This is a genomic window from Polaromonas glacialis (assembly GCF_000709345.1).
GTDB classification, from domain to species: Bacteria; Pseudomonadota; Gammaproteobacteria; order Burkholderiales; family Burkholderiaceae_C; genus Polaromonas; species Polaromonas glacialis.
Genome location: NZ_KL448323.1, coordinates 1,331,906 through 1,349,783 on the forward strand (window position 1 = coordinate 1,331,906; position 17,878 = coordinate 1,349,783).

The window sequence follows — 17,878 nt, forward strand, 5'->3', positions numbered from 1 at the left end:
ATAGCACCATGCAAAAAGGCCGATAGCAAGATGCTACCGGCCTTTTCGAGCCTGCCAGCCGGTTCGGGCTGGTTCAGGCTGGTTGACGCGATCAGCTCGCCTCGGCGGCTTCCGACTCTGGCTTGGCGCGGCCTTCGCGCTTGGCCAGCGGCTGGATGTCCAGCTCGACTTCGCCGCTTTCCACGCCTTTTTCGTCAGTCGTGACCTTCATGTCCACGGTCAGGCGACCGCCTTCGGTCAGCCGGCCAAACAGCAGCTCGTCGGCCAGCGCACGGCGGATCGTGTCCTGGATCAGCCGCTGCATCGGACGCGCGCCCATCAGCGGATCGAAGCCCTTCTTGCCCAGGTACTTGCGCAGCGTGTCGGTGAACGTGACCTCGACCTTCTTCTCGGCCAGCTGGGTTTCCAGCTGCAGCAGGAACTTGTCCACCACGCGCAGGATGACCACCTCGTCGAGCGCCTTGAAGCTCACCACCGCGTCGAGGCGGTTGCGGAACTCGGGCGTGAACAGCCGCTTGATGTCGGCCATCTCGTCGCCGGCCTCGCGCGGGTTCGTGAAGCCGATGGTCGCCTTGTTCATGGTCTCGGCGCCCGCATTGGTCGTCATGACGATGATCACGTTGCGGAAATCAGCCTTGCGCCCGTTGTTGTCGGTCAGCGTGCCGTGGTCCATGACCTGCAGCAGCACGTTGAAGATGTCCGGATGCGCCTTTTCGATTTCATCGAGCAGCAGCACGCAATGCGGCTTCTTGGTCACCGCCTCGGTCAGCAGCCCGCCCTGGTCAAAACCGACGTAGCCCGGAGGCGCGCCGATCAGCCGGCTTACGGCATGGCGTTCCATGTACTCGGACATGTCGAAGCGGATCAGCTCGATGCCCATGATGTAGGCCAGTTGCTTGGCCGCTTCGGTCTTGCCGACGCCGGTGGGACCCGAGAACAGGAAGGAGCCAATCGGCTTGTCATCCTTGCCCAGCCCCGAACGCGCCATCTTGACGGCCGACGCCAGCACGTCAAGTGCCTTGTCCTGGCCAAACACCACACTCTTCAGATCGCGTTCCAGCGTCTTGAGTTTGCCGCGGTCATCGTTCGAGACGTTGGCGGGCGGGATGCGGGCAATCTTGGCCACGATTTCCTCCACCTCGGTCTTGGTGATGGTTTTCTTGCGCTTGTTGGCCGGCAGGATGCGCTGGGCAGCGCCCGCCTCGTCGATCACGTCAATCGCCTTGTCGGGCAAATGGCGGTCGTTGATGTACTTGGCGCTCAATTCGGCAGCCGCCTGCAGCGCAGCCAGCGCGTACTTGACGCCATGGTGCTCTTCAAAGCGCGACTTCAGCCCCTTGAGGATATCGACGGTTTCCTGCACCGTCGGCTCGACCACATCAACCTTCTGGAAGCGCCGCGACAGGGCCGCATCTTTCTCGAAAATGCCACGGTATTCCGTGAAGGTGGTGGCGCCGATGCACTTGAGCTGGCCCGAACTGAGCGCCGGCTTGAGCAGGTTGGACGCATCGAGCGTGCCGCCCGAAGCCGCGCCAGCGCCAATCAGCGTGTGGATTTCGTCGATGAACAGAATGCCGTTGGGCTTGTCCTTGAGCGACTTGAGCACGCCCTTGAGCCGCTGCTCGAAGTCGCCGCGGTACTTGGTGCCCGCCAGCAACGCGCCCATGTCGAGTGAGTAGACCTGCGCCTCGGCCAGGATTTCAGGCACGTCCTTTTGCGTGATGCGCCAGGCCAGCCCCTCGGCAATCGCCGTCTTGCCCACGCCGGCCTCGCCCACCAGCAGCGGGTTGTTCTTGCGGCGGCGGCACAGGATCTGGATGACGCGCTCGACCTCGTAGTGGCGGCCAATCAGCGGATCAATCTTGCCTTCCTTGGCCAGCTGATTCAGGTTGACGGTGTACTGCTCCAGCGGCGAGGATTTTTCATTCTTCTCGCCGCCTTCTTCATTTTCGGCAGCGCTCTCGCCGGTTTTGGTCGGCTCGGGCGGGTCGCTTTTCTTGATGCCGTGGGCAATGAAATTGACCACATCAAGGCGCGTGACGCCCTGCTGGTGCAGGTAGTACACCGCATGCGAGTCTTTTTCGCCAAAAATGGCGACCAGCACGTTGGCACCGGTCACTTCCTTCTTGCCGCTGCCGGTGGACTGCACATGCATGATGGCGCGCTGGATCACGCGCTGAAAACCCAGCGTGGGCTGCGTATCGACATCGTCGCTGCCGGCCACCTGCGGCGTGTTGTCCTTGATGAAATTGGCAAGCGACTTGCGCAAATCATCCACATTGGCTGAGCAGGCGCGCAGCACTTCAGCGGCACTGGGGTTGTCCAGCAAGGCCAGCAGCAGGTGTTCGACGGTGATGAACTCGTGGCGTTGCTGGCGTGCCTCGACAAAGGCCATGTGCAAGCTGACTTCTAATTCCTGGGCAATCATAGATTTTCCTTTCGGCTTGCTTGGGTAACTACTTTACTTGTCTATTCGACGCTTAAGAGGATATTGGCCGATTTTGCCGTTATTCAATGGGCTCGCTGACACATTGCAGCGGATGACCGTTTTTCCGGGCGGCTTCGGTCACCTGGTCCACCTTGGTAGCCGCGACGTCCCTGGAGAAAATCCCGCAGATGCCTTTTCCATCGAGGTGGATCTTCAGCATGATCTGGGTCGCGGTCTCACGGTCCTTGTTGAAGAACTCCTGGATGACCACCACCACGAACTCCATGGGCGTGTAGTCGTCATTGAGCAACACCACCTGGTACATCTGCGGCGGTTTGGTTTTTTGCGGACGGCGCTCCAGCACCACCGAGTCTCCGCCGTTGACATCGGCAGGCTTGACGACAGCAGGACTTGGCGGCTGGGCCGGCGATTTGGGGGGTTTTGTTGCCATGGAAATCATTCTAGCCATCGGTACCGTTCATTGCATCAGACAAATCAATTGGTGGTGCGCGGACAAAGTTCAAGCATGAAACGATGGTTTCATATCTGCACATTTGCCTGAGAGATAAAAAAACCGCCACGGGATCACTCCCGGGCGGTCTGCATTGCTTGTCGGGACGACCCGCTTACATGTGGTCGATCATGACCTGGCCGAAGCCTGAGCAGCTCACCTGGGTGGCGCCGTCCATCAGGCGGGCGAAGTCATAGGTGACCTTCTTGGAAGCAATCGAATGCTCCATCGAACTGATGATGAGGTCGGCCGCCTCCAGCCAGCCCATGTGGCGCAGCATCATTTCAGCCGACAGGATCAGCGAACCGGGGTTGACGTAATCCTTTCCGGCGTATTTGGGCGCGGTGCCGTGCGTGGCCTCAAACATGGCGATCGTGTCGCTCAGGTTAGCTCCCGGCGCAATGCCGATGCCGCCGACCTGGGCCGCCAGCGCGTCGGAAATGTAGTCACCGTTCAGGTTGAGCGTGGCAATCACGCTGTACTCGGCCGGGCGCAGCAGGATTTGCTGCAGGAAGGCGTCGGCAATCACGTCCTTGATCACGATGTCCTTGCCGGTTTTTGGATTCTTGAGCTGGCACCATGGACCGCCGTCGATCATTTCAGCGCCGAACTCCTTCTGCGCCAGGCCATACGCCCAGTCGCGAAAGCCGCCTTCGGTGAACTTCATGATGTTGCCCTTGTGCACGATGGTCACGCTGGACTTGTCATTGTCGATGGCGTACTGGATCGCCTTGCGCATCAGGCGCTCGGTGCCTTCGCTGGAAACCGGCTTGATGCCAATGCCCGACGTTTCAGGAAAGCGGATTTTCTTGACGCCCAGTTCATCCTGCAGGAACTTGATGAGCTTTTTGGCCTTGTCGCTGCCGGATTCGAATTCAATGCCGGCGTAGATATCTTCCGAATTTTCGCGAAAGATCACCATGTTGGTCTTTTGCGGCTCCTTGACCGGCGACGGCACGCCGGCAAAATACTGGATGGGACGCAGGCAGACATACAGGTCCAGTTCCTGGCGCAGCGCCACGTTCAGGCTGCGTATGCCGCCGCCCACGGGCGTTGTCAGCGGCCCCTTGATCGACACGACGTAGTCCTTCACGGCGTGCAGCGTTTCTTCAGGCAGCCACACGTCGGGCCCATAGACCTTTGTGGCCTTTTCACCGGCAAAAACTTCCATCCACTGGATTTTTTTCTTGCCGCCATAGGCCTTGGCCACCGCAGCATCGACCACTTTCAGCATCACCGGAGAAATATCGACACCCGTGCCGTCGCCCTCGATGAACGGAATGATGGGCTCGTCAGGCACATTGAGTGAATTGTCTGCGTTGACAGTGATTTTCTCGCCCTGTGCGGGCACCTTGATGTGCTGGTACATGTACTGAAGTCTCCGGTAAGCCTGGATGACGCACCCGATCGGCGCGTTGCTTCAGGGAATTGAGGTAAAAGCCGCTCAAATTCTAGTCCCAAAAAATTTTGCAAAGATATTTTGGAAGGCTGTCAACGCATTGAAAACTGCTTCGTTATGGGAAGGACTCCGAAAGGTTCGGGGTGTTTTCAAACGATAACTTGCCTTACCAATTTCCCAAGGAACTCCAGATGAACAAGATTCTCGCCACCCTCGTTGCCGCCCTTTTTGCCGCCGGTGCCTACGCACAAGCGCCTGCCGCCGCACCGGCGAAACCCGCAACGCCAGCAGTTGCCGCAATGCCCGCCGTGGCAGCTACTCCAGCTGCCTCTGCGCCAGTTGCAAAAGCCAAGCCAGCGGCCATGACCAAGGAAGAAAAAGCCGCGGCCAAGGCTGCCAAAAAGGAAAAAGCCGCTGCTGCCAAGAAGGCAAAGGCAGATGCTGCCATGGCGAAGAAAGAAGCCGCTGCCAAGAAAAGCTGAAGCCGGGAAATAGTTTCCCGCTTCAGTCAAAATGCCCGCCTAGTGCGGGTTTTTTAATGGCCGGTGTTTATGCTGATGAACAAACTTCAATGGTGCGTGCGTATGGGATTCAATAACTGCTTTTTCAAAATTCCAGCAAAGGCCTCCCGCTTCATGGTTTCCATGGCAGCGGCCACGACACTGGTCCTGCCAGGCTGGTCAGCCGCGCAGCAATCGCCGCAACTTAACCTGCAGCGTGTCAAGCTGAACGCGGGCATGCATGTGATTGACGCACAGGTGGCCCTGACACCCCAGGAGCGTCAGACCGGCTTGATGCTGCGCAAGGACATGCCGCAGACTGAGGGCATGCTCTTTGTTTTCGAACAAGCCGGCGAACAATGCTTCTGGATGAAAAACACGCTGCTGCCATTGACTGCCGCCTTTGTGGCCGATGACGGCACCATCGTGAACACAGTGGACATGAAGCCTGAAACCACCGACTCGCATTGCTCCGCCAAGCCGGTTCGCTATGTTCTGGAAATGAACAAAGGATGGTTTGCCAAAAAAGGCATTAAACCGGGCAGCAAGCTCTCCGGCCCGATGTTTGGGGGGCCGCGCTGATCTGCGTGCAGCCAGCGCAACAAAAAGCCGACGCGAAGTCGGCTTTTTTATGGCTAAACGAGGTCAGTCGTCAGGTATCAGGCGAAATTGCTTTCGGCAAATTCCCAGTTCACCAGGTTGGACAGGAAGGTTTCAACAAACTTGGGGCGCTGGTTGCGGTAATCGATGTAATACGCGTGTTCCCACACGTCAACCGTCAGCAAAGCTTTGTCACTTGTGGTCAGCGGGGTGCCGGCGGCGCCGGTGTTGACGATGTCTACAGTGCCGTCGGCTTTCTTCACCAGCCAGGTCCATCCCGAGCCAAAATTGCCGACTGCGGACTTGACAAACGCTTCCTTGAACGCAGCGTAAGAACCGAATTTTGCATTGATGGCTTCGGCCAGCGCACCACCAGGCTCACCGCCACCGGCGGGCTTCATGCAACTCCAGAAGAACGTGTGGTTCCATATCTGGGCCGCGTTGTTGTAGACGCCGCCGCTGGATTTCTTGACGATCTCTTCGAGCGTCATCGATTCGAACTCGGTGCCTTTTTGCAGGTTGTTGAGGTTCGTGACGTAGGCGTTATGGTGTTTTCCATAATGGTACTCCAGGGTTTCCTGGCTGTATTGCGGAGCCAGTGCGTCCATGGCGTAAGGCAGCGGGGGGAGCGTGTGTTCCATATATTTCCTCGTGGGGTTGATGAGATGTCCATTGACATGCAAAAGACATTGTAAAAACTAAATCAGCCGCCGTGCAGCGACCGTCAAATCGACCTGTCCATCGGCAAGGGTAGCGCGAACCGGCTGGCGGGGATGGGTGTTTTTCACGCTGGTGATGGCATGGCCGTCCAGGTCGGCAAGCCAGGCATAGCCGCGCTGGAGCACCAGTTGCGGGTCCAGCATGCCAAGCCGCAGTTGGGCGCGTTCCAGCCGATGCCGGCTGTGCATCAAACGGCCGTCAAGTACCTTTGGCAAATCACGGCTCAGGCTCTCCAGCTTATGCTTTTCCTGCTCCAGCGCCAGTTGCATGGCATGGCCCAGGTTTTGGGCCATGCCGCCCAGCCGCGCGTGCTGACGCGTGATCAGATGCGAAGGCTGGCTGGCGCGCGCCGCCACGCGGTCGAGTCGCTGGCTGGCCGCCTGCATCTGCCGGTCCACGCCGTTTTGCAGGCGCGAAAAAGCCTGCTCTAACGCAGCCAGCCACGCGGTCTGCGGTTGCGCACACAGCTCGGCTGCCGCCGTGGGTGTGGGCGCGCGCACGTCGGCGCAGAAGTCGGCGATGGTGAAGTCGGTTTCATGGCCCACGCCGCAAACCACCGGCATGGGTGAGGCAATGATGGCCCGGGCCAGCAACTCATCGTTGAAGGCCCACAAATCCTCCATGGCTCCGCCGCCGCGAACCAGCAGCAGCACATCGACCTGGTCTGCAGCCTGCCGCTCCGCAGCCTTGAGCAATGCGCTGCGCAGTTCTCCAGCGGCCTGCGCTCCCTGCACGCTGGCCGGATAGAGCACCACCGGAATGTGCGGTGCCCGGCGCTGCAAAGCCGTTACGACGTCATGCAACGCGGCAGCGCCCAGCGATGTCACCACGCCGATGGCACGCGGCATCACCGGCAGCGGGCGCTTTCGGGCAGTGGCGAAAAGTCCTTCGGCTTCAAGCCTGGCCTTGAGCTGCAGGAATTGCTCGAACAGACTGCCCTGGCCGGCCTGCTGCATGGATTCGACGACCAGTTGCAACTCACCTCTAGGCTCGTACACGCCCAGCCGGCCACGCAACTCGACCAGTTGGCCATCTCGCGGCGAAAAATCGAGCAGGCTTGCAGCGCGCCGGAACATGGCGCAGCGGACCTGCCCCTGATCATCCTTGAGCGAAAAATAGCAGTGCCCGCTGGACGCGCGTGAAAAGCCGGAAAGTTCGCCCTGCACCGTGACGGGATTGAACCGGGCTTCCAGGCTGTCCGCGATGGCGTGCAGCAACGAGCTCACTGGCCAGACCCGGACCCCGTCTGTAGCCAAGGGGGCAGGCAGCCTTTCACGCACCGAGTAAGCATCAACCACAGCCATCTCCAGAATGTTTCAAAAACCAGTACTCCACAGGTGGCGAAGCGGGGCGACAGGCACTGACGGCACCCTTTGAACAGCCCCAAGAAAACTCGTAACCCATTGATTTATATAGAAAAAATCATGCCTAAATTTTAATCATTCTGTCAGAACGACGCTCTGGTGCGGCTTGGAACTGGCTAGGCACACACTTACCCACAAAGTTATCCACAGATTTTGTGCGTTACACGGGTTGAAACCGACACGCGAAACATTCTGGCTCAGGCGGCGGCGACCTGCTTTTTCGCACAGGAGGTGCGCCATAATCCAGCACCAATATCTGACTGGAGATGCGCATTGTTCTCGATCATACAAGCAGCCGGCTGGCCCATCTGGCCTCTGCTGGCGTGCTCCATCGTTGCGCTGGCACTGGTTATTGAACGGTTTTCAAGCTTGAAAACCATGAAGATTGCCCCTCCCAAGCTGCTGGGCGAAGCCATGGTGGTTTCGCGAACCGCCCTTCCGCCGCCGGACGTGGTGCTGAAGCTGGAACAAAATTCCCTGCTTGGCGAGGTGCTGGCCAGCGGGTTGCGGGCACTTGGCGCCAATCCCCGTATCAGCGAAGCCGATCTGCGCTCCACGCTGGAAGGCGCTGGCCGGCAGGCGGCGCACAAGCTGGAGCGTTACCTGGCCGCGCTGGCCACCATTGCATCGGCTGCGCCTTTGCTCGGCCTGCTGGGCACGGTGATTGGCATGATCGAGATTTTTGGCGCCCAGTCCGGGAATACCAGCAACGCTGGCGGCGGCAACCCGGCGCAGCTCGCGCAAGGCATATCAATCGCGCTGTATAACACCGCCTTCGGCCTCATGGTGGCCATTCCTGCGCTGATCTTTTGGCGCTATTTCCGTGCCCGGGTGGATGGCTACCTGCTGTCGATGGAACTGGCGGCCGAGCAGTTCGTGCGCCATCTGAACCGCTTGCGCAAATGAACTTTCGACCCCGCGCGCGCCCAGAGCCTGAAATCAACCTGATTCCGTTCATCGATGTACTGCTCGTGGTGCTCATCTTTTTGATGCTCTCGACCACCTACAGCAAATTTACCGAACTTCAGGTCAGGCTGCCCGCCGCCGACGCCGAGCAACTGCGCGACTATCCGAAAGAGGTCATTGTTGCCGTCAGCAGCGATGGCCGCTACATGGTTAACAGAATCCTGGTCGATGGCCGTGGAATCGAGCAGCTGGGCGCTGCCCTCACCCAGGCCGCCAAGGCCGGGAAGGACAGCGTCATCATCATCAGCGCAGATGCCGCGGCAACGCACCAGGCCGTCATTACCGTGATGGAAGCCGCGCGGCGCCAGGGGCTGACCCAGATCACCTTCGCCACCCAGAGCACTGCCCCGTCAGGCGCCAGGTAATCCTGCAAGCCTCGACTCTCCGTTACGACATGGCAGGGACGTGAAAAATATCCTTCCAGGCGCCTGGCGCACGCGTGGCTGGCTGGCATGCCTGCTCTGGCCGGTGGCGCAGGTTCACGGGCTGCTGGTCAGATGGCGCCGTGCCCTGTACCGGCGCGGCATTATGCACTCCAGGCGCTTTGACGTACCGGTCATCGTGGTGGGCAATGTCGTGGTGGGCGGCGCGGGCAAGACACCGCTGGTCATGGCGCTGATCAAGCATCTCCAGGCACAGGGTTTGCGCGTCGGCGTGGTGTCTCGCGGCTACGGGCGTGCCGGCCGGCAAAGCCTTGAAGTCAGGCCGAACACCCCGGTTTATGTGTCCGGCGACGAGCCAGCGCTTATCCAGCGGGCGACAGGCGCTCCTGTTTTTGTAGCAGACAGGCGAACCGACGCCTTGAGGGATTTGCTGGCGGCCTACCCGGCGACCTCCGCAGTCGTGTGCGACGATGGCCTTCAGCACTATGCCTTGCAGCGCGACATCGAAATCGTGGTGTTCGATGACAAAGGCGCGGGCAACGGCTGGCTGCTGCCCGCCGGACCGCTGCGCGAGCCGTGGCCCGGTCGCCTAAGTCAGGGCATCAACCTGGTCCTGCATACCGGCCATAAAGCTGCTTTTGCAGGCTATGTTTCCCGACGCCAACTGGCCAGCCAAGCGGTGGCGGCCGATGGCAGCCGGCTGGCATTGACTGCCTTGAGGCATCAGCCCCTGGTGGCGCTTGGGGGCATCGCCAACCCCGAGGCGTTCTTCGACATGCTCAGGGCATGCGGGCTGACGCTGGACCAAACCCTTGCATTTCCCGATCATCATGACTTCAAAAAGGACGACCTGGATGCACTGTCAGGCCGCATCGTTCTATGCACGGAAAAGGATGCGGTCAAGCTGTTTGCCCTGCCAGCCCCGCCCGGGCTGAAACTGCTGGCAGTTCCGCTCGAATTCTCGCCCGAACCAGCGTTCTTCGATGCGCTGGATGCGCTGCTGGCACCCCTGCTTTCTCCATTACCATCAAGCCATGGACAACAAACTCATTGAATTGCTGGTCTGCCCCGTGACCAAGGGCCATCTGGAACATGACCGCGAAAAGCAAGAACTCGTTTCGCGCAGCGCGCGCCTTGCCTATCCTGTGCGCGATGGCATCCCGGTCATGCTGGAAAACGAGGCACGGCCGCTGACCGACGACGAGCTTGGCCTGTAAGCGGGCATGAGCTTTACCGTCCTGATCCCAGCGCGCCTGGCGTCCACCCGCCTCCCCAACAAGCCGCTGGCAGACATCAATGGCCTGCCCATGGTGGTGCGCGTGGCACAGCGCGCCCTGCAAAGCAGTGCGCTGCAGACGGTGGTCGCCGCCGACAGCGCGGAAATCATTGATCGATGCAAGGCTTTCGGCATTCAGGCGGTACTCACCCGCGTCGACCACCCGAGCGGCAGCGACCGGCTGGCCGAAGCCTGCGATGTACTGGGCCTGGCGGACGACGACATTGTGGTCAACGTTCAGGGCGACGAGCCGCTGATCGACCCAGCCCTGGTCGATGCGGTGGCCCGACTGCTCCAGAGCCGTCACGACTGCGCCATGGGAACGGCCGCGCACTTCATTGATGAACTGGCTGATTTTCTGAATCCCAACGTTGTCAAGGTGGTGCTGGATGCGCAACAGACGGCCCTGTATTTCAGCCGTGCGCCGATTCCCGCCGCGCGTGACCTGGCCGGCCAGGCATGGTGGAAGCAAGGCGGGTTTCCCCGGCCGCTGCGCCATGTCGGAATCTATGCCTACCGGGTCGGATTTTTGCGCCGGTTTCCCCAGTTGCCCCAAGCGCCCATGGAGCAGCTTGAGTCGCTTGAACAGTTGCGCGCCTTGTGGCATGGCTACCGGATTGCCGTTCACATCACCGAGCAGACGCCAGGCGCCGGAGTGGACACACCCGAAGACCTGGAGCGTGTCCGGCGTCTGACGGCTGAAAAGCCGCATCTGGCGGCGTCTGTGTAAGCTCCCGTCAGGGATGTGCATGATATCCTCGACCGGAAAATTGTCCGGCGGCGGGAAATGCAGGCAACCGGGCGGGACGCAAAGCGACAAAGGGCAAGTCGGCCCGTCAAACCTCCAGTTTGACATCCAGAATTCACAATAATCCGAGGACCTTCATGAGACTTATTTTGTTGGGCGCGCCTGGCGCGGGCAAAGGCACACAAGCCACGTTCATTTGCCAAAAATACGGCATTCCGCAAATTTCCACCGGCGACATGCTTCGTGCCGCGGTCAAGGCAGGAACCCCGCTGGGCATCGAGGCCAAGAAAGTCATGGATGCGGGCGGACTGGTCAGCGATGACCTGATCATCAACCTGGTCAAGGAACGCATTGCACAGCCCGACTGCGCGCAGGGTTTCCTGTTCGACGGCTTCCCCCGCACTATTCCGCAGGCCGATGCGATGAAGGCTGCCGGCGTGAAGATTGATTACGTGCTGGAAATCGACGTGCCGTTTGAAGCCATCATCGAGCGCATGGGCGGACGCCGTTCGCACAGCGTTTCGGGCCGCACTTACCACGTCAAGTACAACCCGCCCAAGGTCGAAGGCCGTGACGACGTGACCGGCGAACCGCTCATCCAGCGTGAAGACGACAAGGAAGAAACCGTTGCCAAGCGGCTTGAGGTGTACAGCGCCCAGACGCGCCCGCTGGTGGCCTATTACTCCAGCTGGGCAGAAGCCGCACCTGACGAAGCGCCGAAATACCGCGCCATCAGCGGCACGGGCAGCGTTGAAGAGATCACCGAAAGAGCCTTCAAGGCGCTGTCGGACTGAACCGGTTCAAACGCCGAGGCAAGCCATCCCCCGGGATGGCTTTTTTCATGCCTGCCCGACGGCTGAAGACGTCGCGTCTTGAGCGACCAGATCAAGCATCAGCGCGATCCGGGCCTTGACCGGACTGAGCCCCTGCGAGTCGGCTATCGCGTTGCCCGACAGCGGCAAAATGCGGCCTTCAAGGCAGCGTGTCGAACGCACGATCCGCACGCCGGATGCCTGGGCACGGAGCAAACCGGCTTGCAGATCCTCATGGATCGTGCCGTTGCCGGTACCGGCCACCACCAACCCCCGCACGCCCTGATCGACCAGTGCCTGAACCATGAGAGCGCTCGCGCCTGCGTAATTCATGACAATCTCGACACGGGGCCAGGTTGCTACTTTTTCAATAGCTGCACAAGCAATACCAGTCTGCGGAAACGGCCAATTTCTTAACAATCTGAGCCTTCCTTCCTCGACATAGCCGACGGGACCGGCATCGCCGGAACTGAAGGCGTCGAGCTTGTAGGGATGCACTTTTTGCACATCGAGCGCACTGTGGACCGTTCCGGCGCAGACGGCCACCACGCCGCAGGCCTCTGGATGGCGGGCGACCGCCACGGCGTCCATCACGTTTTGCGGGCCATCGGGCGCCAGTGCGGTGGCTGGTCGCATGGCGCAGGTGAGCACCACCGGTTTGGCCGGCTGGCATACCGATTGCAGAAAATAAGCTGTTTCCTCCAGCGTATCGGTACCATGCGTGATGACAATGCCCTGGACATCGTCATCCGCAAGAAAATGGCGGACGCGGGCCGCGAGTTGCGCCCACACGTCAAAGCTCATGTCCTTGCTGTCGACCTGGCTCACCTGTTCGCTGATGAACAAACCACTGCCGGTCAGTGCTGGAATGGCTGCGAGCAGCTGGTCAATTCCCACCTTTGCAGCGGTGTAGCCAATGTTGTCAGCGGCATGGTCGGCCTTTCCGGCAATGGTTCCGCCAGTTCCCAAAATGACCAGTTTGCGATGCTTCATAGGATGTAGTTGCATTTTAATAAAAGCTGTATGAAAATACAGCAACTGGCTATTCATACAGTTTTTTGAATCTTGCCAACGCGTTGATTTCAGGCATGTCCCGTTTTAATCCAAGGCCCAAAGCTTATGCGCAATTTCAATGATTTTCCTGCTCTGCCTGCTGGCAGACCCAAGCTTACCGCCCGACAGGCACAGATCCTGGAATTGATCCAGAATGCCATCGCTCAGACAGGCGCGCCTCCCACGAGGGCAGAAATTGCGGCCCAGCTCGGCTTTCGTTCGCCCAATGCAGCCGAAGAGCATTTGAAGGCTCTCGCCAAAAAAGGCGTCATCGAACTCATCAGCGGCACCTCGCGAGGCATCCGACTTCGAACCGATGCGCTGCGGGCCTTGAACGAATCGCGGATGGACCCGTTTCCAATGCCGCCCGAGCGGCTTGCCCAGCTGGCCCTGCCGCTTGTGGGCCGCGTGGCTGCGGGCAGCCCGATCCTTGCGCAGGAACATATCGAACAGACCTACCATTTCGAAAGTTCCCTGTTCGAGCAAAAGCCCGATTACCTGCTCAAGGTGCGCGGCATGAGCATGCAGGGCGTGGGCATCATGGACGGCGACTTGCTGGCCGTGAAGCAGGCCAAGGAAGCCAAAAATGGACAGATCGTGGTTGCGCGGCTCGGCGACGAGGTCACCGTCAAACGCTTTTACCGCAACAAGGACCTGATCGAACTGATGTCCGAAAATCCCGACTTCAAGCCCATCGTGGTCCAGCCCGGCGAGCCTTTCGAGCTTGAAGGCCTGGCCGTCGGGCTGATCCGCAGCAGGCTGTCGATGTAGTCCCGTCAGCCTTCCTGGCGCCGCCTGCTGTCGTCGCCTGTTGTCGAAATAGCGGCAGCAAAACCGCCCCCCTTTGAAAACGATCCGCCTTTTCTATTGGCAGACCTTGCCACGCCTGTGTCCAAACTTTATCAACTGGAGTTCTTCATGCGAATCATCAGCTTTTCACATGCCCCCATGCAAGCATTCTGGACGGCACCGGTTCAGGCGCTGGCGCCATGGATCACCCGGATCAGACACTCCTTTGGGCACAGCGCAGTTTCATCCATCGCGCAGCGCTCGGCCGGCGCAGCACCTGCAACACCATCTTCTTTTCTACCTTGCACCGCCCCTGCAAGCAATGACGCCATTTTCGACGTGCCTACCGAAATGGCCGGCCTGCCCCGTCTCGCGATGACACAGGAACCGGCCCGCAGCACACTGCGCGTCGTACGTGAATCCGACACGGCCATCAAGCCCGATTGCGCGGGACGCATGGTCATTTCAGGACGGATGGCCGACGTCTGCGCAGAACTTGACCGCATGGCCCTGCAAGCGGCGGCCAATCTTGCCGATTGATGCTTTTCCGGTGCCAGGTAAAACCAGGCTGCCAGCCCCAACCCCTTGAACCTTGACGTGAACAGGAAACGTCCTATTAGGGTGTGGGCCGCTGATCTTCTAAAAACAGGAATCTTGAAGGCACAATATCCGAATGAATATTGTGATTCTTGATGATTACCAGGACGCGGTGCGAAAGCTGGCTTGCGCATCCAAGCTTGAAGCCTATCCGGCGAAGGTCTACACCAACACCGTCAAGGGCGCGGGCCAGTTGTCGGTCCGGCTGAAAGACGCCGACGTGATCGTGCTGATCCGCGAACGCACCCACTTGACACGTCAGCTGATTGAAAAGCTTCCCAAGCTCAAGCTGGTCGTCCAGACCGGCCGCATAGGCAGCCACGTAGATGTGGCCGCCTGCACGGAGCGCGGCATTGCTGTGGCCGAAGGCACGGGCTCTCCAGTTGCACCGGCGGAACTGACCTGGGCGCTCGTCATGGCGGCCATGCGACGCATTCCGCAGTATGTGTCGCATCTCAAGCATGGCGCGTGGCAGCAATCGGGGCTGAAATCGGCGTCCATGCCGCCTAATTTCGGCCTCGGAAACGTGCTCAAGGGCAAGACGCTGGGCATCTGGAGCTATGGCAAGACCGGCCAGCTGGTGGCCGGCTACGGCCGGGCGTTTGGCATGCGGGTGATCATCTGGGGCAGCCCGGCATCGCGCGAGCGCGCCCAAGCCGACGGATTTGAACTCGCGCCGAGCAAAACCGAGCTGTTCAAGCAATGTGACGTGCTCAGCCTGCACCTGCGCCTTGGCGAAGAAACCACCGGCATCGTCACGCTGGAAGACATGTCACGCATGAAACCGACCGCGCTGCTGGTCAACACGTCGCGCGCCGAGCTGATTGAATCCGAAGCGCTGATCGCGGCGCTCAATCGGGGCCGTCCGGGCATGGCGGCGATCGACGTGTTTGAGTCCGAGCCCATCCTTCAGGGGCATGCCCTGTTGCGGCTGGAAAACTGCATCTGCACGCCGCACATCGGTTATGTCGAGCAAGACAGCTACGAAATGTATTTCGGCGCAGCTTTTGACAATGTCATCAATTTCATCAAGGGCACACCGACGAATATCGTCAATCCAGGGGCGCTGCAGGTCAGGCGCTAGCCCTTGGCATTGCCAAGCCCTTCGTTCAACCTTTTTACCTAGCCAGCGAATCAACCATGCAAGCAACTTTTTATCAAACAGTCGGCATCGTGGGCACAGGTGCCATGGGACGAGGCATTGCCCAGATTGCCGCTCAGGCCGGCAGCATGGTCAGGCTGATGGATGCACAGGCGGGCGCCGCCGAGACAGCGCGCGAGGCGCTTTGCAGCCAGTGGGACCGCATGACCGAAAATGGACGCATCAGCGCCGACATCGCTGAAGGCCACAAAGCCAGGGTCCAGGTCGCGGATACGCTCGCTGACCTGTCCGGATGTGATCTGGTGATTGAAGCCATCGTCGAGCGGCTGGACATCAAAAAGGCGCTGTTCGCCCAGTTGGAAAGCATCGTGCCTGAGCAAACCGTGCTGGCCAGCAATACCTCGTCGCTGTCGGTCACAGCGATTGCGGCCGGGCTCAAACATCCTGGCCGCTTTGCCGGTTATCACTTTTTCAATCCGGTGCCGCTGATGAAGGTGGTGGAAGTCATTGCCGGCCTGAAGACCGAAGCCGGCACCTGCCACGGGCTGAGCAAATATGCCCGCCAGACAGGCCACACGCCCGTGCAGGCGCAAGACACGCCAGGCTTCATCGTCAACCATGCCGGACGCGGCTACGGCACCGAGGCGCTGCGCATCGTCAGCGAAGGCATTGCCGATTTCGCCACCATCGACCGCATCCTGCGCGACCAGGCCGGCTTCAGGCTCGGCCCGTTCGAGCTGATGGACCTGACCGGGCTCGATGTGTCGCATCCCGTGATGGAATCCATTTATCACCAGTATTACGAGGAAGACCGTTACCGCCCCAGCGTCATCACCGCGCAGCGCTTGGCGGGCGGCCTGCTCGGACGCAAGACCGGCGAGGGCTTTTACCGCTATGAAGGCGGCGTTGCCCAGGTCCCGGCCGACGCGCCTGTTCCCGAGGTGGCTGAAATGCCGCCGGTCTGGGTTTCCCCCCGAGCGGCGCGCCGCTCGGAACTGCTGCAGTTGCTGAAAACCCTCGACGCCCACATCGAGACCGGTCAGTCGCCCTCCCCGCAGGCGTTGACGCTGGTCGCCCCCCTTGGGTTTGACATCACCACGGTCGCCGTGGTCGAGCGGTTGGATCCGGCACGCACCGTCGGCATCGACATGCTGATCGATGACGCCTCTACCAAGCGCCGCGTGCTGGCGACCAACCCGGCCACGCGCAGCGACATGCGCGATGCGGCCCATGCGCTGTTTGCGCGCGACGGCAAGGCGGTCAGCGTGATCCGCGACAGCGGCGGCTTCGTGACGCAGCGCGTGGTCGCCACCATCGTCAACATTGCCAGCGACATCTGCCAGCAGGGGATCTGCAGCCCGAAAGACCTGGAAACCGCTATCACGCTGGGGCTGGGCTACCCGATGGGGCCGCTGGCCATGGGCGACCGCTACGGGCCGACCAATGTCCTGGAAGTGCTGTTCAACCTGCAGACCGTCTATGGCGACCAGCGCTACCGGCCCTCGCCCTGGCTGCGCCGCCGGGGTGCCATCGGCCTGAGCCTGATGCACGAGGAAAGCTGACATGTCCGGCTCATTGAAAAGCACCAGCGAAAGCGGCACGCTCATCCTGACGCTGAGCAACCCCGAGCACAGAAATGCGCTAGGCCCGGACATGTACGCCGCAGGCATCGAGGCACTGAACGCCGCCGAGAACAACCCGGAAATCCGCAGCGTGGTGATCACCGGCCAAGGCAGCATGTTTTGCGCCGGTGGCAACCTACAGCGGCTGCAGGCGAACCGGCGCCTGGCGCCCGAGGTGCAGGCGCAGAGCATCGAGGCGCTGCACAACTGGATCGAGGCCATTCGCACCTATCCCAAGCCGGTGATTGCGGCGGTCGAAGGGGCTGCGGCCGGTGCGGGCTTCTCGCTGGCGCTGGCCTGCGACTTCATCGTCGCCGCCGACAACGCCGTGTTTGTCATGTCCTACAGCACCGTGGCGCTGTCACCCGACGGCGGCGGCAGCTGGAGCCTGGCGCGCGCCCTGCCCCGCGCCCTGGCCAGCGAACTGCTCATGGGGGCCGAGCGCATCAGCGCCGGGCGGCTGCATGACTTGGGCCTGGTCAACCGCGTCACCGCCCCCGGCGGCGCGATCGGTGAAGCGCTGGTATTAGCGGCACGACTCAACGCCCGCGCGCCCAATGTGCTGGCCAGCATCAAGGACCTGATCAACGACGCGCCGGCCAACACCCTGAGCCAGCAACTCGACAGCGAACGCAACCATTTTGTGCGCAACCTGCACCACGCCAACGGCGGCGAAGGCATCGAGGCTTTTTTGCAAAAGCGCCTGCCGCATTACCGCTAGCATCACTCCTGATTTAATAGCTGCGTGCTCATATGCGCAGGGCAATCGCACCTCAATGACCTGATTAGCTACCGGCCTCAGACAAGCGCAGCACCCAAAGGGGAAGCGGTCGGGTCCGTGCCCCAGCGCGCAGCAGGCGGGTCAGCATCGCTGCCAAGTCAAACCGGCGGTTAAAACGGTAAGCAAATTCGGCCAGATAACGTGGCTCGTACTTGGCATGGTCAAACGAGTGGTGCGTTCCGGCCAGGGTGGACTGGATTTATACTATTTCCCCGTCGATAAGACAT

Annotated in this window: 19 protein-coding genes; 12 read left to right on the top strand and 7 right to left on the bottom strand. The window is 60.5% G+C overall.

Annotated elements, in window-relative coordinates:
* Positions 1 to 91: 91 nt before the first annotated feature.
* The 3 genes from clpA to icd all read right to left on the bottom strand — a co-directional run bounded on the left by clpA (position 92) and on the right by icd (position 4,308).
* Positions 92 to 2,428: an ATP-dependent Clp protease ATP-binding subunit ClpA gene (gene clpA / locus EC86_RS0106760; protein ID WP_029524910.1), complete on the bottom strand. Its 2,337-nt coding sequence runs from the start codon at positions 2,426 to 2,428 to the stop codon at positions 92 to 94.
* Between the two features lie 79 nt (positions 2,429 to 2,507).
* Positions 2,508 to 2,879, bottom strand: coding sequence for an ATP-dependent Clp protease adapter ClpS (clpS, locus tag EC86_RS0106765; protein ID WP_036772865.1), 372 nt, complete (start codon positions 2,877 to 2,879; stop codon positions 2,508 to 2,510).
* 175 nt (positions 2,880 to 3,054) lie between these two features.
* Positions 3,055 to 4,308, bottom strand: a complete 1,254-nt coding sequence (icd, locus tag EC86_RS0106770) for an NADP-dependent isocitrate dehydrogenase (RefSeq protein ID WP_029524912.1) — start codon at positions 4,306 to 4,308, stop codon at positions 3,055 to 3,057.
* Between the two features lie 665 nt (positions 4,309 to 4,973).
* On the opposite strand from icd, the gene EC86_RS0106780 reads away from it, so the two are divergent.
* Positions 4,974 to 5,420, top strand: coding sequence for a DUF192 domain-containing protein (locus tag EC86_RS0106780; protein WP_156955392.1), 447 nt, complete (start codon positions 4,974 to 4,976; stop codon positions 5,418 to 5,420).
* Positions 5,421 to 5,497: 77 nt separating this feature from the next.
* Here the strand turns inward: EC86_RS0106780 and EC86_RS29840 are convergent, their stop codons facing one another.
* The 3 genes from EC86_RS29840 to EC86_RS29845 all read right to left on the bottom strand — a co-directional run bounded on the left by EC86_RS29840 (position 5,498) and on the right by EC86_RS29845 (position 7,902).
* Positions 5,498 to 6,079: a superoxide dismutase gene (locus EC86_RS29840; RefSeq protein ID WP_029524915.1), complete on the bottom strand. Its 582-nt coding sequence runs from the start codon at positions 6,077 to 6,079 to the stop codon at positions 5,498 to 5,500.
* A 57-nt stretch (positions 6,080 to 6,136) separates the two neighbouring features.
* Positions 6,137 to 7,456 (bottom strand): exodeoxyribonuclease VII large subunit, encoded by a 1,320-nt coding sequence (xseA, locus tag EC86_RS0106790; RefSeq protein ID WP_029524916.1) that lies wholly within the window; start codon positions 7,454 to 7,456, stop codon positions 6,137 to 6,139.
* Positions 7,457 to 7,719: 263 nt separating this feature from the next.
* Complete coding sequence (locus EC86_RS29845; protein ID WP_232229828.1) at positions 7,720 to 7,902, bottom strand: hypothetical protein; 183 nt, start codon at positions 7,900 to 7,902, stop codon at positions 7,720 to 7,722.
* Between EC86_RS29845 and EC86_RS0106795 the strand changes: the two genes are divergently transcribed.
* From EC86_RS0106795 to adk, 6 genes are all read left to right on the top strand, one after another.
* A complete protein-coding gene (locus EC86_RS0106795) occupies positions 7,901 to 8,428 on the top strand; it encodes a MotA/TolQ/ExbB proton channel family protein (RefSeq protein ID WP_232229829.1) in 528 nt (175 codons plus the stop codon). The genes EC86_RS29845 and EC86_RS0106795 overlap by 2 nt on opposite strands.
* Positions 8,425 to 8,853, top strand: a complete 429-nt coding sequence (locus EC86_RS0106800; RefSeq protein WP_029524918.1) for an ExbD/TolR family protein — start codon at positions 8,425 to 8,427, stop codon at positions 8,851 to 8,853. The genes EC86_RS0106795 and EC86_RS0106800 overlap by 4 nt, the downstream gene beginning before the upstream one ends.
* Before the next feature lie 40 nt (positions 8,854 to 8,893).
* Positions 8,894 to 9,925 (top strand): tetraacyldisaccharide 4'-kinase, encoded by a 1,032-nt coding sequence (gene lpxK, locus EC86_RS0106805; protein ID WP_029524919.1) that lies wholly within the window; start codon positions 8,894 to 8,896, stop codon positions 9,923 to 9,925.
* On the top strand, positions 9,906 to 10,088 hold the full coding sequence (locus tag EC86_RS0106810; RefSeq protein ID WP_029524920.1) for a Trm112 family protein: 183 nt from the start codon (positions 9,906 to 9,908) through the stop codon (positions 10,086 to 10,088). Before lpxK ends, EC86_RS0106810 begins: the two co-directional genes overlap by 20 nt.
* A 6-nt stretch (positions 10,089 to 10,094) precedes the next feature.
* A complete protein-coding gene (kdsB, locus tag EC86_RS0106815; RefSeq protein WP_029524921.1) occupies positions 10,095 to 10,877 on the top strand; it encodes a 3-deoxy-manno-octulosonate cytidylyltransferase in 783 nt (260 codons plus the stop codon).
* 155 nt (positions 10,878 to 11,032) lie between these two features.
* Entirely contained in the window at positions 11,033 to 11,689 is a 657-nt protein-coding gene (gene adk, locus EC86_RS0106820) for an adenylate kinase (RefSeq protein ID WP_029524922.1), read from the top strand.
* Positions 11,690 to 11,734: 45 nt separating this feature from the next.
* On the opposite strand, the gene EC86_RS0106825 is transcribed toward adk, so the two are convergent.
* Complete coding sequence (locus EC86_RS0106825) at positions 11,735 to 12,700, bottom strand: asparaginase (protein WP_029524923.1); 966 nt, start codon at positions 12,698 to 12,700, stop codon at positions 11,735 to 11,737.
* A 126-nt stretch (positions 12,701 to 12,826) separates the two neighbouring features.
* On the opposite strand from EC86_RS0106825, the gene lexA reads away from it, so the two are divergent.
* The 5 genes from lexA (at position 12,827) to EC86_RS0106850 (ending at position 17,591) form a co-directional block, all read left to right on the top strand.
* Positions 12,827 to 13,531, top strand: a complete 705-nt coding sequence (gene lexA / locus EC86_RS0106830) for a transcriptional repressor LexA (RefSeq protein WP_051675769.1) — start codon at positions 12,827 to 12,829, stop codon at positions 13,529 to 13,531.
* 147 nt (positions 13,532 to 13,678) lie between these two features.
* A complete protein-coding gene (locus EC86_RS27605; protein ID WP_029524925.1) occupies positions 13,679 to 14,089 on the top strand; it encodes a hypothetical protein in 411 nt (136 codons plus the stop codon).
* A gap of 133 nt (positions 14,090 to 14,222) precedes the next feature.
* Positions 14,223 to 15,230 carry a D-2-hydroxyacid dehydrogenase family protein gene (locus tag EC86_RS0106840; protein WP_029524926.1) on the top strand — a complete coding sequence of 336 codons (1,008 nt, stop codon included), beginning with the start codon at positions 14,223 to 14,225 and terminating at the stop codon, positions 15,228 to 15,230.
* A gap of 56 nt (positions 15,231 to 15,286) precedes the next feature.
* Positions 15,287 to 16,810 (top strand): 3-hydroxyacyl-CoA dehydrogenase, encoded by a 1,524-nt coding sequence (locus EC86_RS0106845; RefSeq protein WP_029524927.1) that lies wholly within the window; start codon positions 15,287 to 15,289, stop codon positions 16,808 to 16,810.
* A 1-nt stretch (position 16,811) separates the two neighbouring features.
* Positions 16,812 to 17,591 (top strand): oxepin-CoA hydrolase, alternative type, encoded by a 780-nt coding sequence (locus EC86_RS0106850; protein WP_029524928.1) that lies wholly within the window; start codon positions 16,812 to 16,814, stop codon positions 17,589 to 17,591.
* Positions 17,592 to 17,878 lie beyond the last annotated feature (287 nt).